Here is a 15,009-nt window from a genome sequence, read left to right as displayed (position 1 = left end):
CAACAGAAGGAAACGTGAGAGACGTGGCATCGAGCGCTCCCCTCGGGAGTCAGGACACCGGGATCGTGCACGTCGTCGGAGCACGGCCCAACTTCGTCAAGGCCGCGCCCGTCGTCTCGGCACTGCGCGAGCGCGGCGCGCACCAGGCGGTCGTCCACACCGGGCAGCACTACGACGACCGCATGTCCGCCGTCTTCTTCCGCGACCTGGGCCTGCCCACCCCCGACGTCGACCTCGGCGTGGGCTCGGGCTCCCACGCGGCGCAGACCGCCGCCCTCATGGTCGGGCTGGAGAAGGAGTTCACCGAGCGCCGCCCCGGCATGGTCGTCGTCTACGGCGACGTCAACTCCACCGTGGCCGCCGCCCTGGTCGCCGCCAAGCTGCACATCCCCGTCGCGCACGTGGAGGCCGGACTGCGGTCCTTCGACGACACGATGCCGGAGGAGATCAACCGCCGCGTCACCGACCAGCTCAGCGACCTCTGCTTCGCCACGAGCCCGGAGGCGATCGGCCACCTGGCCGCGGAGGGCGTCCCGACCCACCGCGTCCACCTGGTCGGCAACCCCATGATCGACACCCTCCTCGGCAACCTCGACCGCTTCGACGCCGACGCGCTGCGCGCCCGCCTCGACCTGCCCGAGCGCTACGTCGCCGCCACCCTGCACCGGCCCGCCAACGTCGACGACCCCGAGATCGTGGCCCGCCTCGTCGCCCGGCTGCACGAGATCGCCGACGCCGTCGACGTGGTCATGCCCGTGCACCCGCGCGGCAAGGCCGCCTTCGACCGCGCCGGGCTCGGCGACCACCCGCGTGTGCGCCTCCTCGAACCCCTCGGCTACCTCGACTTCGTCGCGCTGACCCGCGGCGCCGCCGCCGTGGTCACCGACTCCGGCGGAGTCCAGGAGGAGACCACCATCCTCGGCGTCCCCTGCCTGACCCTGCGCCCCAACACCGAACGGCCCGTCACCATCACCCACGGGACCAACCAGCTCGTCACCGAGGCCGACCTCCTCCAGGCCCTCACCAAGGTCCTGGACGGGCACGGCCCCGAGCGGCTCGGCGACGACGTCCCGCCGCTGTGGGACGGGCGCGCCGGCGAGCGCATCGCGGCCGTCCTCACCCAGTGGTCCAGGTGAGCACCATGGCACACTTCCACCAGACCATCCCCACACAGCGCAGACCGCGCACGGGACCCGCCACCCGCCCGGCCACGGGCGTCCGCGCGTCCCGGAGCACACACCCGGCACCGTCCGACCGATCCCGCACCCAGGCCCGACGCGGTGGAGACGCCGACCCGACCAGAACGCGAGGTGGCAGACCGTGAAACGGCGTGAACAGAGCCAGACCGAGCAGCTCAAGCAGGCCCTGGCCGAACGCGAGGCCCAGCTCCAGGAGGCGCGCGCACGCCTGGCCGCCGTGGAGGGCTCGACCTCCCTCCAGGTCGGGCGGGCGCTCACCGCCGCCGCCAAGCGGCCCGGCCGCTCCCTCGTCCGGCTCCCGCGCGACCTCTACCGCCTCTGGCGCCGCAGCGGCCAGACCAACCACAGCGAGCGCCGCCGCCCCGCCAACGAGCCGGTCCGCTCCTTCGACGCCGAACGCCAGGAGGCCCGCCTCCTCACCGGCGTCGTGGGCGGTCGCGAGGACCTGCTCATCGCGGCCACCGTCGTCGGCCCCGCCATCCAGGCCGCCGTCGACCCCTACGTCCGCACGGTCCCGCTGCGTCCCCACGACGCGCAGATCGTCATGGACGGCGTCGACGTCGACCTCGTCCTGGTCTCCTCGTCCGCCGCCGCCCCCGGCTCTCCGTGGGCGCACGTGGGCGACCCCGCCTCCGCCGACCGCACCCGCGCCCTGCACTGGGTCCTGGAGTCGGCGGCCGCCCGGGGCATCCCCGCCGTCCTCCTCGACGACGCGCCCGCCCCGCCCGCCCTGCGCGAGCTCGGGTTCGACCGCGTCCACCGGGGCGACGCCGGGGTCCCCCTCCACCTGTTCAACCCGGTCGCCGCCGACCTCGCGCCCGGCCCCGCCGCCGTGTACGTCCGCGCCGTGCCCGACGAGCCCGTCCCGGACGTCCTGGCCGACCTCGGCGTGCGCGTGGTCGACGCCGACGCCGCCGACCTGCCCGACGCCCTGCGCGCGGCCAACGTCGCCGTCGTCCCCGACGCCTCCCCGGACACCGACCGCCTCCGTCGCCGCGCCTGGGCCTGCGGCGCCCGCGTGGTCACCCACTCGCCGGTGCCCCAGCCCACCGGCGAGGACCTCGCGGTGTCCGTGCCGCGCCTGCGCGCCGAGGAGCCCACCGAGACCGAGCAGCGCGAACTGCTGCGCCGGGTGTTCCTCGACGAGGCCACGCCGGTCCGTCTGTCCTCGGTCCTGGACGGGCTCGACTTCGCCTCCGGCACGTCCGGCACCGACCTGCCCCTGCGCGGGCGCTCCGTCGCCGTCCTCGCCGACCCCGCGGGGGAGGCCGACGCCGACCAGCTCGCCGCCGACCTCCTGACCGCCCGGCTGCGTCCGGCCGAGGTCGTCGTCCCGGGCACGGCCGCCAAGCTGCCCGGCGTCAAGCGGCTGCGCGCCGAGGGCGTCACCGTGCGCACCGTGCGTTTCAGCGCTCCCGACACCCCCGAGGAACTCACGCGGGACACCGCCCGCGACGGCGGGGACGGCCACGGCGGGCTCTCCGCCCAGCGGTGGGCCGCCCTGGCCGAACGCGCCACCTCGCCCTGGGCCCACCCGTGGACCCGCCCCCTCGGCGACCACCGGCTCGTCGACCTCGTCTGCGCCGCCGAGTGCTCCGGGGCCGACGCCGTCGGTACGGCCGACACCGGCGCCGACCCCGACGACCCCCTCGCGAACCCGGGGGAGCGCGGCTTCTTCGACCGCCCGACCACCGGCGGCCAGCAGTACGAGTTCGTCAGCGCCATCACCCCGGAGCTGGCCCGCACCGAACTCCTCAGGCGCGGCTGGCGCCCCAGGGAGTGGAACCGGCGCGGCAGCCGCCTCCTGGCGCTGGGCCCGGACCACGGCACCGGCGCCGACCCCGGCGACGACGGGTCCTCCCACACCGCCGCCCAGACCGGCGCCGTCGGTTGACCCCCGACCGCGCCGACCGCCCCGCACGGGCAACCCGAAAGCATCCGAAGGGAAGAACGTGAGTACACCTCCTCCGCGCGCACTCCTGTACGGGGACGTGGACCTCAACATCATCGACGGTTCCGCGATCTGGGCGCAGTCGATGGCGCAGGCCCTGGCCGCCGCCGGATGCGAGGTCACCCTCCTGCTCAAGGCGCCCGTGCGCACCGACCGGCTGACCGCGCCCCTGACGGAGGTGCCCGGCGTCCGGCTGCTGCGGCCCTACGAGGACAAGCTCCTTCCCGACCTCGGACCGCGCGGGCTCACCCCCGAGCAGGCCGTCGCCCTGATGACCAGACAGGACGGGCGCAGGCGGTTCGACCTGGTGGTGGTGCGGGGCCGGCGGCTGGCCGGGCTGGCCGCCCAGGAGGAGTCGCTGTCCGGTCGGCTGTGGACCTACCTCACCGACTTCCCGCACGGCGTCGCGGAGTTCACCGCCACCGCCACGGCGGAGCTCACCGAGATCGCGTTGGCCTCCCGCTTCCTGCTCTGCCAGACCGAGGAGCTGCGGGCCTTCCTGGAGTCGTCGGTCCCCGCCGCGTGCGGGCGCTCGGTCCTGTTCCCGCCCGTGGTGGTCGTCCCCGAGGACGTGCGCGCCCAGGGGGAGGTGCACGCCCGCGCCCGACTGGCCTACACCGGCAAGTTCGCGCCCCGGTGGAACACCCTGGAGATGACCGAGCTCCCGGCGGAGCTGGCCCGTCTCGGGGTGGACGCCGAGGTGGTGATGATCGGCGACAAGATCCACTCCGACCCGGCGGACTGGGCCAAGCGCATGCGCAGGGGCCTGGAGAGCACCGAGAACGTGGACTGGCGCGGCGGCATGTCGCGCGCCGACGCGCTCCGCCAGGCCGCCGAGTGCGACTTCGGGCTCTCCTGGCGCGACCCGTCCATGGACGCCAGCCTCGAACTGTCCACCAAGGTCCTGGAGTTGGGCGCGCTCGGCCTGCCCGTGGTCCTCAACCGCACCCCCATGCACGAGGCCATGCTGGGCCAGGACTACCCGCTCTTCGCGGGCACCGGGGTCGGCTCGGTCGCCGCCGTCGTCGCCCGGGCCCACGGAGACCGCGCCGTCTACGCGGACGCGGCCGAGCGCTGCCGTCGTGCCGCCGCCGACCACACGCTGGAGCGCGCCGCCCAGCGGCTGCGCGCCTGCCTGACCGAGGCGCTCCCGCCCGCCCCCGCCGGGGCCGATCCCGAGCGTCCGCTCAAGGTGGTCGTGGCCGGGCACGACCTCAAGTTCTTCACCCGCCTGGCCGACTACCTCGACTCCCTGCCCGGGCTCGACGTGCGCATCGACCAGTGGGAGGGTCTGAGCACCCACGACCAGTACCGTTCCCGGGAGCTCGCCGGGTGGGCGGACGTGGTGATCTGCGAGTGGTGCGGCCCCAACGCGCTGTTCTACGCCAAGTGGAAACGCCCCGACCAGCGGCTCGTGGTGCGCCTGCACCGGTTCGAGCTCTACGCCGAGTGGCCGCGCAGGCTGGACGTCGACAAGGTGGACGCGGTGGTGTGCGTCAGCCCCCACTACGCCGACCTGACCCGCGAGATCACCGGCTGGCCCGCCGACAAGGTGATCGTCGTGCCCAACTGGGTGGACGACGAGCAGCTGAGCCGTCCCAAGCTCGCCGGGGCGGAGTACGCCCTGGGCATGATCGGGATCGCGCCCTCACGCAAGCGCCTGGACCGCGGCCTGGACGTGCTCGCCGAACTGCGGCGGATGGATCCCCGGTACACGCTCTCGGTCAAGACCAAGCAGCCGTGGGACTACTGGTGGATCTGGAACCGGCCCGAGGAGCGCGCCTACTTCGAGCGCGTCTACCGGAGGATCCAGCGCGACGAGCGGCTCGCCCCGGCCGTGGTCTTCGACCCGTTCGGCCCCGACGTGGCCACCTGGCTGCGGCGGGTCGGCTTCATGCTCTCCACCAGCGACGACGAGTCCTTCCACCTGGCGCCCGCCGAGTGCGCCGCCTCGGGCGGGGTGCCCGCCCTGCTGCCGTGGCCGGGCGCCGACACCATCTACGACCCGCACTGGATCCACGCGGACGCGGTGGAGATGGCCGAGGCCATCCACACGATCGTGTCCGAGGGCCGGTTCGCCGAGGAGGCCGAACGGGCCCGCGCCGAGGTGACGGGCGCCTACGGCTTGTCCCGGGTGCGTGCCCTGTGGAGCGACCTCGTGGTCGGCGGGAAGGTGCCCCAGGACGCGACGTCCCCGACGGTCGCCTAGGTTCGCTCCGAAACGGAGCGGAGGCCCCAAGAAGCACGGTCAGACCGGACCGGTCATCTTCGTCAGGCCGCCCGCCCCCGCGGGCAGGAACAGGGCGAAGGTGGTCGGCCGGGTCTGCACCAGCTCGATCCTGGCGCCCTCGGACTCGGCGATGTGCCGGGCCAGCGCCAGCCCGAGCCCGGTGCCGCCGTCACCGCTGACCTCGCGGTCGAAGATCCGGCCCGACAGGTGCTCGGGGACGCCGTCACCCTCGTCGCTGACCTCGACGCGCACCGACTGCCCGGTGTCGACGCGGCGGATGGTGACGGTGCCCGCGCCGTGCTTGTAGGCGTTCTCGACCAGGGTGGCGAGGATCTGCGCGAGGTCGCTCGGCACGGTCATGGCGGTCAGTCCGGCGGCGCCGGTGACGATCAGGTCGCGCTGTTCCTGCTGGAAGACGGGGGACCACTCGGCCTGGAGGTGGTTGAGGACCGGGTCGAGCTCCACCGGTTCGACCTCGGGGTTCTGGCTCTTGCGGGCGCGGCCCAACAGGCTCTCGACGGTCTCCGCGAGGCGTTCGGTCTGCGCGAGGGCGGCCTCGCCCTCCTCCCGGACCACCTCGGGGTTGCCGGACTCGGCGATGATCTCCTCCAGGCGCATGGTCAGCGCGGTGAGCGGGGTGCGCAGCTGGTGGGAGGCGTCGGTGGCGAAGTGGCGTTCGGTGGCGATCAGCCCGGCGATGCGTTCGGCGCTGCGGTCGAGCACCTCGGCCACCCGGTCCGCCTCGGGGATGCCGTAGCGATGGCCCCACGGCGTGGTGACCCCCGATCCCAGGCGTTCGGCGGTGGCGGCGAGGTCGACGAGGGGGAGGGTGAGTCTGCGGGCCTGGAACATCGACAGCCCCACGGCCACGCCGATGGCCAGCAGGGAGAGGGAGGCGATCCCCAGCCAGGCGCGGACGACGCTGCGCTGGACCTCGTCGGCGCTGGCCCAGACCTCGACGACGGTGCCGCGGCTGGTGGTGTCCGTGGCCCGGAGCAGGCTCGGCGCGTCCGGGGCCACGGGGTTGAGCGTCGGGTCCCCGGCCGTGAACGACGCCGCGTCCCTGGGGGGAGTGACACGCATGAACCGGGCGGGGTGCTCGGCGCTCAACTCGGCGGGGTCGAGCTCGCCCTGGAGTTCGAGCATGTTGTCGCTCTCCGCGCCGATGAGCTCCGCCTCGCTGTGGAGCTGGCGGCTGGCCTCGTCGTGCACCAGTTTGTACGTGAGCGCGCCCAGAGGCAGGCCGAGCAGCATGACGGCGATGACGGTCACCACGAGGGTGGAGAAAACCATCCGCCTGCGCATGTCACCTCATCCGTGCGGCCCCGGTGGCCGATCCGCGTGCGTCGGCCGGGGCCGGGTCAGTCCCGTTCGAAGCGGAAGCCCACGCCGCGAACGGTGGTGATGTACGACGGCTGGTTGGCGTCGTCGCCGAGCTTGCGACGCAGCCAGGAGATGTGCATGTCCAGGGTCTTGGTCGAGCCCCACCAGTTGGTGTCCCAGACCTCGCGCATGATCTGCTCACGGGTCACGACCTTGCCCGCGTCGCGTACCAGGACGCGCAGGAGGTCGAACTCCTTGGTGGTGAGTTGGAGCTCGCGCTCGCCGAGCCAGGCGCGGCGCGAGTCGTTGTCGATGCGCACGCCGTGGACGACCGGAACCTCGGCCCCTCCCCGTCGCAGGAGCGCGCGGACGCGGGCGAGCAGTTCGGCGAGGCGGAACGGTTTGGTGACGTAGTCGTCCGCCCCCGCGTCGAGGCCGACCACGGTGTCGACCTCGTCGGCGCGGGCCGTGAGGATGAGGATCGGTGTGCCGTGACCCTCGGCACGCAGCCGACGCGCCACCTCGAGGCCGTCCATTTCGGGCAGCCCGAGGTCCAGGACCATGAGGTCGATGTCTCCCGCACGGGCACGGTCGAGTGTCTCAACGCCGTTGACGGTCACGTCCACCGTGTAGCCTTCGCGGCGGAGTGCACGCGCGAGGGGCTCGGAGATCGAGACATCGTCTTCGGCCAGCAAAACGCAGGTCATGATCCCGATCGTAGGTCCGAGGTCGCGCATTTCCCTATTATGCGCGCCGGATGGCCCAAGGTTGGCCGAAAATACGCTATTCACATACTGGGCATATGGTTCAAGAGCCCATATTCTATGTTTTCTTTGCTTTTTCTTGGCGAAACTGGGATGCTTGTTCACTCCAAGCGTGGTGGTCCCCACTCTCGGCGCTTCGAGCCGACCCCGCTCCGCGCCACCCTGAGGAAGTGGGACACTTCACCACGCGACGGGTCATGGGGGTGGCTCAGGCGGGGCATCGACGCGGAGTCGGGACCGCGTTCCGCCGCCAGTCCCCGTCCGGGCGCGACCGACCCCCATCCCCAGACACCGAGGAGCCCCTGAGTGAACCACCACACCCCCGACCCCGGAGGCGGCTTCGGTCCGCCGCCCCAGGGCCCGCACGGTCAGCAGGGCCCCCAACAGCCGCACCAGGGTCAGGGCCCCCAACAGCCGCAGGGGCAGTCGGACGCGCACGGGTACCAGCAGCCCTACAACCCTCAGGGAACGCAGCAGTCTCAGGCGGCGCAGTCCTTCCTGGACGCCCACACCCCCCAGGGATCTCCGGGCGGCTGGGGAGGGCAGCCGCCCCAGGGACCGACCGGCCCCACGCCGCCCCCTCCGCCTCCGCGCCCCGGCCGATACGGGACCGGCGTCCTGGCCGTGCTCACCGTGATCGCCGTCCTGGCGGGCGCGTCCTTCCTCGGCGGTGGCATCGTCCTCGGCCAGACCGTGGTGAGCGGCTTCGCGGCGGACGCGTCCCCCGAGCCGTCCGACGAGCCCACGGAGGAGCCGACCGAGGAGTCGTCCCCGACCCCCGCCGAGGACCCCTATGAGCCGACCGAGGAACCCACGGAGGAGCCCACCGAGGCGCCGACCTTCGAGCCCGAGGAGCTGCTGACCTCCGAGGAACTCGTCGACGAGCTGGCGAACGACTTCGACATCGCCGGTCGCCTCGACACCACCGACGACGTGTGCGTGTCCGAGAGCGGTGAGGAGGCGCCCTTCCAGTGCACCTCGGCGATGGACACCAACCTCGTGCGCGTGGTCGCGTTCGAGAACGTCGGCATCGCCTCGATCGTGGCCATCGGACTGGCCGCGGACGAGGAGTCCGACGCCGTGGACGTGCAGAGCGCCTGCCACTTCGTGCTCATCTGGTTCGAGGCCAACGGCACGGACCAGGGCCAGCGCGACGACATCGTCTCCACCGCCGAGGAGATCACCGGCTGCGTCTGAGCCGCGGTCCAGGGCGTCCTCCCGTCCGGGACGCCCCACGTGTCGTTACGCGCGCTGTCGATCACTCTGGGTGACAATAGCCTCGTTGGTGCGGTCCGCCGGGCTTGTGTGCCCTGTGTCCGTTCCACTGAGTTCATCCATCCCGGTGCCAGCCCCGGCCGCCACCCAACGGCCGACAGCCCGACCGGAGCGCCGACACCGGCAACATCCCCGTCCCGTGTTCCGGGGCGGGGCGAGGAGCGGCGATGGCCAACAGACGAATCCTGAGAGCGACGGCGGCGGCCCTGGGGCTCGCGACGCCCCTGGCCCTGGCGGCGCCGACCGCCGTGGCGGAGAGCGCCGCGGCGCCGACCGCGCCCGGTGGCCGGTCGGCGGCGGAGTCCTTCTCCCCGCGGCTGTACTACACGACCTGGCGCGAGGCCAGCACCTACTGGTCCGCGGACACCCGCTACAGCACCGGTGGCTGGCTGTGGCCCGGAAGGCACTACGTCTTCTGTCAGGCCGAGGGCCAGCCACACACCGACGACCAGGGCAACCGCACGATGTGGTGGGTGCTCACCGACGACGACACCGGCAACAGGGACGTCTTCGTCAGCGCGACCGCCTTCGAGGCGTCCGAGCCCTGGAAGCCGATCGAGGGCCTGCCGCTCTGCTGAGCGCCCGGGGGCGGCCCGACGACGGGCCCGCCCCGGCAGGCGGCACCGGCGCCGTCCGACTCCGCGAGGGAAGCGGGGCGGACGGCGCCGTGCGCGTCAGCGCTCCTCGACTCAGCGCTCCTCGACCTCGAAGGTCAGCGGGCCGGCCAGGACGTTCCCGTCACGGTCGAGCAGGTAGGCCGTGAACATGCCCGTCCCCAGGCCGCGCGTGCTGATCGGGACACGCCCCCACGCGCGGTGGGCCCGACGCGCGGCCAGCGGTTCGTCCTCCCCGGGGACACCGTCCTCCGCGAACACGGCCACGCGGTTGCCGCGGTCGGGCGCGTCGGTCGTGTACCGGAAGATCGCCGTCGTGCGCTCGCGGACCGGCGTGCGGGCGAGTTCCAGCGTCCCGGTCGGCTCCCCGCCCGGGTCGGTGGCCTCCTCCCCGACGACGATCCGACCCGAACCGCCCTCCGGGTACCGCTCGGCGGTCACCCGGCCCTCCAGGGTCTCGCGGAGGTACCGCTCCAGGGCGCCCTGGTAGGTCGCGCCCACCACGGTGAAGTCCGCGCCGCGGAACGGGTACATGTCGCCGCCGCGCGCGGAGAAGTCGATGGTGGCGATCGTGATCGGGTCGCCCTCGACCACCTCCCCGTTCTCGACGACGACCGTCCCGTCGTGCAGGATCACCTCGCGGACCCGCTCGCCCGGCGTGAGCACCCGGCCGTCCGCGTCGACCTCCTGGGCGGTCCGCTCCGGGTCGTAGGCGAAGTTCACCCCGCCCACCTGCATGAACCCGCCGTTGGCCGCCGGGGCGGCGTGCACGCCGTGTTCGAGGAGCTCCTTGATCTGCGTGCGCGGGACGTCCGGCACCACCACGACCTGGTTGGCGAACGGCGCGATCCCGTAGGTGTCGAGGGCGGTCAGCGGCCCCGGCGGGATCACCGACGAGTTGCGGATGCCGCCGCCGTTCTGGATGCCGATCCGCGGTTCGGGAACCCCGTACTCGGCCGCGTTGCGGCGACCGGTGTCCAGCAGCGCGTCGGCCATCAGACCGCCCAGGTTGGTCTCCTGGGTGCGCACCCCCGGGTCGCGTGTGCCGTCCAGGGCGACCTCGCTCTCCGCGACCACGGTCTCGTCGAGGGCGGCGACGTGGTCCGAGACCGGCTCGGTGACCTCGTCGCGCACCCCGGCGTGCGGTTCGACGGCGTCGTCGCCGGTGCCCGACACCCGGACGGTCCCGGAGCGGTCCGAGACCGAGGACACGCGGCCCTCGGCGTCGAAGGTGACCACCAGGCGGCCGACGTACTCGTAGTCGCCGCCGGTGGTGACGATCGGCAGGTCGGCGCCCTCGCCGTCGCTCACCCACAGCGGGTAGGCCAGGGGCTCGCCGGTGGAGGGGTGCGCGGTCACCTCGTCACCGGGGATCAGCGCGTCGTCGGGGTTGGCCATGACCTCGTGGCCGCCGCCGGAGACGATCGCGTCGACGCCGGTCAGCTGCCGGCCGACGCTCTCCTCGAAGCCGATGTTCTGGAGGTGGGAGATCATGACGATCTTGTCGACGCCCTCGGCCGTGAGCCGGTCGACCTCGGCCTGCACCGGGCCGACGACCTCGTCGATCACCAGGTCGCGCGGGCTGCTGATGCTGTGCAGCGCGGGGTAGAGGGCGCCGACGACACCGACCCGCTCGCCCGCCACGTCGACCACGGTGCTGGGCGCGATGCGGCCCGCGTCCGCGAGCGCGGCCAGGCGCGGCTCCCCCGACACGTCCACGTTGGCCGCCACGACGGTGGTGTCGCCGGTGAGCTGTTCGAGGAAGTCGGCGTACACGTCCGGGCCGAAGTCGAACTCGTGGTTGCCCATCGAGACGGCGTCGTAGCCCACGTGGTCGGTGGCGATCGCGTCGTAGAAGGGCGCGCCCTCCTCCATGGAGGCGGAGAACTCCGGCCCGGGCAGGTAGAGGTCGCCGGAGTTGACCGAGAGCACGCCCCGCTCCGCGGCCTCGTCGGCGCCCGCGCCGACACCGGTGTTCTCGGCGTCGCGCAGCTGGTGGAAGAGGGTGGTGTACCGTGCCGCGCCGCCGAAGTCCGGCTGGCCGGAGGTGTGCAGCAGGTGGGACTCGGGGTCGTTCCCGTGCAGGATCGTCAGGGTGAAGTCGGCCGCGGCCTGGGTCCCGGGGGTCTCGCTGGGGGCCACGCCCGCCGCGGAGACGGACACGGACGCGGCGACCAGGCCGCCCGCCAGTGCCAGCGCGCCGGAGACGCGCAAGAGTCTGGACATGCTCGGGGACTCCTGTTTCTCGGGGGTCGGGGGAACAGGGGATGGGATACCGAAGGGATCACCCTAGAGGACGGACGCCGCCCTGGCACGGGTCACGGGGTGACGAAGCGGAGAACCCGCGGTGCCGTCGCGGGGAGGCGGGCGGACGCCCCCGGAGGGCGACGCGGCCCCGGAGGAAACGGGTGCGCGCACTACCGCGTCCCCGGTCGCCGCGCGACTACCATGGACGCACACGCCCATCGACTCCTCGGAGGACCCCCGTGTCTCCCTCTGGCCAGGACCCGCACGACTTCGACGGGGAGCGGAGCGCGGGCGGCGTCCCTCCGCAGCGGGGGCTGTTCGGCTTCGGTCCGCACTTCGACGCCCTGCGCCCGGACGCCCCGACGCCCCGCAAGGTGGCGGTGGTCAGGACGCTCATGCTCATCGGCGGATCCTGCGGTCTGGCGCTGGCGGCGCTGTTCCTCATGGGGCTGAGCGTGCCGACGGAGGCGATGGACGAGGCCCTTCGGCAGCAGGTCGACACCGCCGCCCAACAGGGCGTCGAGCTGGTGGTCACCGTCGACGTCATGCGTTCGCTCATGGGGGTGCTGGCACTGGTCACCGGGGCGTACGGAGTGCTGTCCACACTGCTGGCGACCCGGATCCGGCGGCGGACGGTCGGCGTCTTCTGGGGCGTGGTGCTCTTCCAGGTCGCCGCGGGGCTGGTGCTCCTGTGGAACCTGCTCGGCGGGGAGCTGTTCTCCCTCGTGCCGCTGGGCTTCACGGCCACCATGGTGGCGTTCATGTTCTCCCGCGAGGGCCGCGCCTACTACGGGCTGCTCTGAGACCCGTCCGCCCGGTCCGCTCCGGTCAGTCCGCGTTCCCGCCCGAGCCGCGCCCGAACGGCCACGGCCCCTCGCGCGGGGGCAGCGGGGGCCGGACCGCGACCTCCGTCCACTGGCGGCCGAGCAGCGCGCGCACCGCGCCCGCCCCCGAACCCGGCGCCGCGGCGTCCTCGGGCGCCCGCACGCCGCCCTCCGCGTTCTCCAGCGCGAGGCAGGCGCGCAGCAGCTCCCCCGCGTCGGGACGGTCGTCCGGGTCCTTGGCCATCGCCGCCGCCACCAGCCGTTCCAATCCCGGGGGAAGGTGGTCCACGTCCGGTTCCTCGAACATGACCCGACGCGCCATCTCCTTGGGGTGCGCGTGCCCGAACGGGTCGTGGCCGACGGCGGCGAACGCGACCGTCGCCCCCCACAGGAACACGTCCGCCCGTTGGGTGGTGGGCTGGCGTCCGTACTGCTCCGGGCTCATCCACCCCGGTGTGCCGAGCTTGTCCGGACGCCGCGCCAACCGCTCGTCGGAGAGCGTCTCCGGTGACGGAAGCCGCAGGTCGCGGTAGGCGCGACGCATCCGGCGCAGCCTGATCCACTTGGTGGGGTCGGGGTCCTCCACCGGGTGGGCGATCCCGAAGTCCAGCAGCTTGGGCCCGCGCTCCGAGAGCACGACGTTGCTCGGCTTGAGGTCGCGGTGCACCACCCCGGCGTCGTGGATGGCGCGCAGGGCCTCGGCCGTGCCGACCGCCAGTCCGAGCAGCATGCCCCGGCGCAGCCGGCCGAAGCGCTCCACGTGGCGGCGGAGGGTGGGGCCGGGCACGTACTCGGTGATCATCCATGGAGGGTCGGCCTCCACGTCCGCGCGCACGAACCGTGCCACCGACGGGCTGTTCACCCTGGCCAACAGCCGTGCCTCGTGGGCGAACCGCGCCCGGAAGCGGGGGTCGGCCGCCTGCTCGGGGTGGACGACCTTGACCGCCAGGTAGCCGTGGACACCGGGGGAGTCGGCGGCGTAGACCGTGCCCATCCCGCCGGAGCCCACCCGCCCCCTGACGCGATGCCCGCCCACGCTACGCGGGTCTCCGGGTTCGAGCGGGGCGAGTCTGCGGGTGCCGCGCGCCTTCATGGTGCTCCCGTTCGCTGGAGGACGCGTGTGCCGGGATCCTATCCCCGGCACGGTTACGGGACAGGTCACGAACGCGCGACGGTCGGCGCGGCCGCGGTACGGACGCACACCCCTCGGCGCACACGGGATTGGGCACAACCACGGACGCGGTTCGGGCGTCGAATCCGGCGAGAGGTACGCCCACCCTCGGGCCGCACGCCGGAAGGGACACGATGAAGTTCAACCTCGCCGACGGCACGACCGTGCGGATCACCGCCACCACCTCCCGCGCGTTGCGCGCGGCGGTGCCCGTGCCCGGCCGTCCCGGCGTGCTGCGGCTGCGCGGCCGCACCCCCGGTGAGGCCCTCCGGGACCTGGCCGAACAGCGGTTGGCCGTCCACGACCGGCACCTGGGCGTCTGGGTGCTCACCCAACGCGGCGCGGGGGTGCGGGAGCTCCTGGACAACGCGCCCGGCGTCGCGGTCGGCGACGCGGACGACGGCGGCTGGGGCGGTCAGGAGCCCACGCGCCTCACCATCCATCCCGAGGTCGACGACACGACCGCCGTGCGCCTCAACGCGGCCGCGCTCCGCCGGCACCAACCCCCGCCACCCCCGCCCCCCCTCCCGTACTGGCGCTCCGGCGCCCCGTCCCGCGCGAACGACCACTGGATCTACCCGGTCGGCGCAGCGGCGCTCGTCGCACTGGGTCTGACCCTGGTGGCGGTCGCCGGCGTGCTGGCCCTGATGCCGCTCCTGTTCGTCGCCGGGTGCGTGGTGGCTGCCGTGAAGCTCGCGAACGGGCTCTCGAAGTCGGCCGCGGCTCCCGTGCCCCGGCAGGTCCAGGAGGCGGCCGAGCGCGAGTGGGAGCGCCGCCTCCTGGAGCAGTGGCGGGACTGGTACGTCGGCCCCGACGCGCTCGACACCCAGGCCCGGGCGCTGCTCGCCCGCACCCAGGCCGCCGTCGACTCGGTCCTGGCGTCCTCCCTGCACGACCAGGGCCTCCTGCTCGACACGGTGCGCAACCGGGTGGTCCTGGCCGACGTCGAGTGGGCCGTGGCCGACCGCCTGCGCGGCCACACCCGCACCCGCCGCACCATGGCGAGCACGCCCACCCCCGGGGAGCACAGCCGGCGGGCCGCCGCCCGCGCCCGGGAGGTCCTCGACCAGGACGTGGCCCGGGTCGAGGCGCGCGTCCGGGTGCTGGAGGACTACGCCGCCAAGGTCCGCGCGGCGGAGATGGAGCGGTACGACCGCCGGGCCGCCGAGCGCCTGGACGCCCTGGCCGTCGAGGCGGGGGTCGACCACGAACAGCAGGACGAGGCCCTCTCCTCCCTCGTCCAGGCCCAGGAACTGGCCCTGCGCGTGGCCTCCCTCACCGACGAACTCCTCGGTCCCGGCCGACCCGGCGGCCCGGAACCGCTGGACCCCCCGGAGGAGGGCCGTTGACCCGCGTCGTCCACCGATCCACGACGGCGCCTCCCGTTCGTCGGTCCCTTCTGGCACGCTCG

Annotated in this window: 11 protein-coding genes; 7 read left to right on the top strand and 4 right to left on the bottom strand. The window is 73.6% G+C overall.

From position 1 onward, the window contains the following. Positions 1 to 23 precede the first annotated feature (23 nt). From wecB to AB0I72_RS01035, 3 genes are all read left to right on the top strand, one after another. Positions 24 to 1,136: a UDP-N-acetylglucosamine 2-epimerase (non-hydrolyzing) gene (gene wecB, locus AB0I72_RS01045; RefSeq protein ID WP_358561224.1), complete on the top strand. Its 1,113-nt coding sequence runs from the start codon at positions 24 to 26 to the stop codon at positions 1,134 to 1,136. A gap of 184 nt (positions 1,137 to 1,320) precedes the next feature. Then, positions 1,321 to 3,093, top strand: coding sequence for a hypothetical protein (locus AB0I72_RS01040; protein ID WP_358561221.1), 1,773 nt, complete (start codon positions 1,321 to 1,323; stop codon positions 3,091 to 3,093). A gap of 58 nt (positions 3,094 to 3,151) precedes the next feature. Then, positions 3,152 to 5,359, top strand: coding sequence for a glycosyltransferase (locus tag AB0I72_RS01035; RefSeq protein WP_358561219.1), 2,208 nt, complete (start codon positions 3,152 to 3,154; stop codon positions 5,357 to 5,359). A 39-nt stretch (positions 5,360 to 5,398) separates the two neighbouring features. Here the strand turns inward: AB0I72_RS01035 and AB0I72_RS01030 are convergent, their stop codons facing one another. Together AB0I72_RS01030 and AB0I72_RS01025 are read right to left on the bottom strand one after the other, a co-directional pair. Beyond that, the gene (locus AB0I72_RS01030) at positions 5,399 to 6,685 is read right to left on the bottom strand and encodes a HAMP domain-containing sensor histidine kinase (RefSeq protein ID WP_358561216.1); all 1,287 of its coding nucleotides are present in this window, start codon (positions 6,683 to 6,685) and stop codon (positions 5,399 to 5,401) included. A gap of 56 nt (positions 6,686 to 6,741) precedes the next feature. Next, on the bottom strand, positions 6,742 to 7,410 hold the full coding sequence (locus tag AB0I72_RS01025; RefSeq protein ID WP_013154850.1) for a response regulator transcription factor: 669 nt from the start codon (positions 7,408 to 7,410) through the stop codon (positions 6,742 to 6,744). A gap of 363 nt (positions 7,411 to 7,773) precedes the next feature. Here AB0I72_RS01025 and AB0I72_RS01020 point away from each other — a divergent pair, with 363 nt between their 5' ends. Together AB0I72_RS01020 and AB0I72_RS01015 are read left to right on the top strand one after the other, a co-directional pair. Beyond that, positions 7,774 to 8,664 carry a hypothetical protein gene (locus AB0I72_RS01020; RefSeq protein ID WP_358561213.1) on the top strand — a complete coding sequence of 297 codons (891 nt, stop codon included), beginning with the start codon at positions 7,774 to 7,776 and terminating at the stop codon, positions 8,662 to 8,664. A 245-nt stretch (positions 8,665 to 8,909) separates the two neighbouring features. Further along, positions 8,910 to 9,320, top strand: coding sequence for a hypothetical protein (locus AB0I72_RS01015; RefSeq protein WP_358561210.1), 411 nt, complete (start codon positions 8,910 to 8,912; stop codon positions 9,318 to 9,320). A gap of 111 nt (positions 9,321 to 9,431) precedes the next feature. On the opposite strand, the gene AB0I72_RS01010 is transcribed toward AB0I72_RS01015, so the two are convergent. After that, entirely contained in the window at positions 9,432 to 11,582 is a 2,151-nt protein-coding gene (locus AB0I72_RS01010; protein WP_358561207.1) for a bifunctional metallophosphatase/5'-nucleotidase, read from the bottom strand. A gap of 260 nt (positions 11,583 to 11,842) precedes the next feature. Here AB0I72_RS01010 and AB0I72_RS01005 point away from each other — a divergent pair, with 260 nt between their 5' ends. Beyond that, entirely contained in the window at positions 11,843 to 12,406 is a 564-nt protein-coding gene (locus AB0I72_RS01005; protein WP_358561204.1) for a hypothetical protein, read from the top strand. A 25-nt stretch (positions 12,407 to 12,431) separates the two neighbouring features. Here the strand turns inward: AB0I72_RS01005 and AB0I72_RS01000 are convergent, their stop codons facing one another. Further along, entirely contained in the window at positions 12,432 to 13,520 is a 1,089-nt protein-coding gene (locus tag AB0I72_RS01000; RefSeq protein ID WP_358561201.1) for a serine/threonine-protein kinase, read from the bottom strand. Between the two features lie 212 nt (positions 13,521 to 13,732). Between AB0I72_RS01000 and AB0I72_RS00995 the strand changes: the two genes are divergently transcribed. Then, positions 13,733 to 14,947 carry a hypothetical protein gene (locus AB0I72_RS00995; protein WP_358561198.1) on the top strand — a complete coding sequence of 405 codons (1,215 nt, stop codon included), beginning with the start codon at positions 13,733 to 13,735 and terminating at the stop codon, positions 14,945 to 14,947. The last annotated feature ends 62 nt before the right edge of the window (positions 14,948 to 15,009 follow it).

This window comes from Nocardiopsis sp. NPDC049922 (genome assembly GCF_040660275.1).
Classification (GTDB): domain Bacteria; phylum Actinomycetota; class Actinomycetes; order Streptosporangiales; family Streptosporangiaceae; genus Nocardiopsis.
The sequence above is the reverse complement of the archived record's forward strand: the minus strand, read 5'-3'. Positions and strand labels throughout refer to the sequence as shown.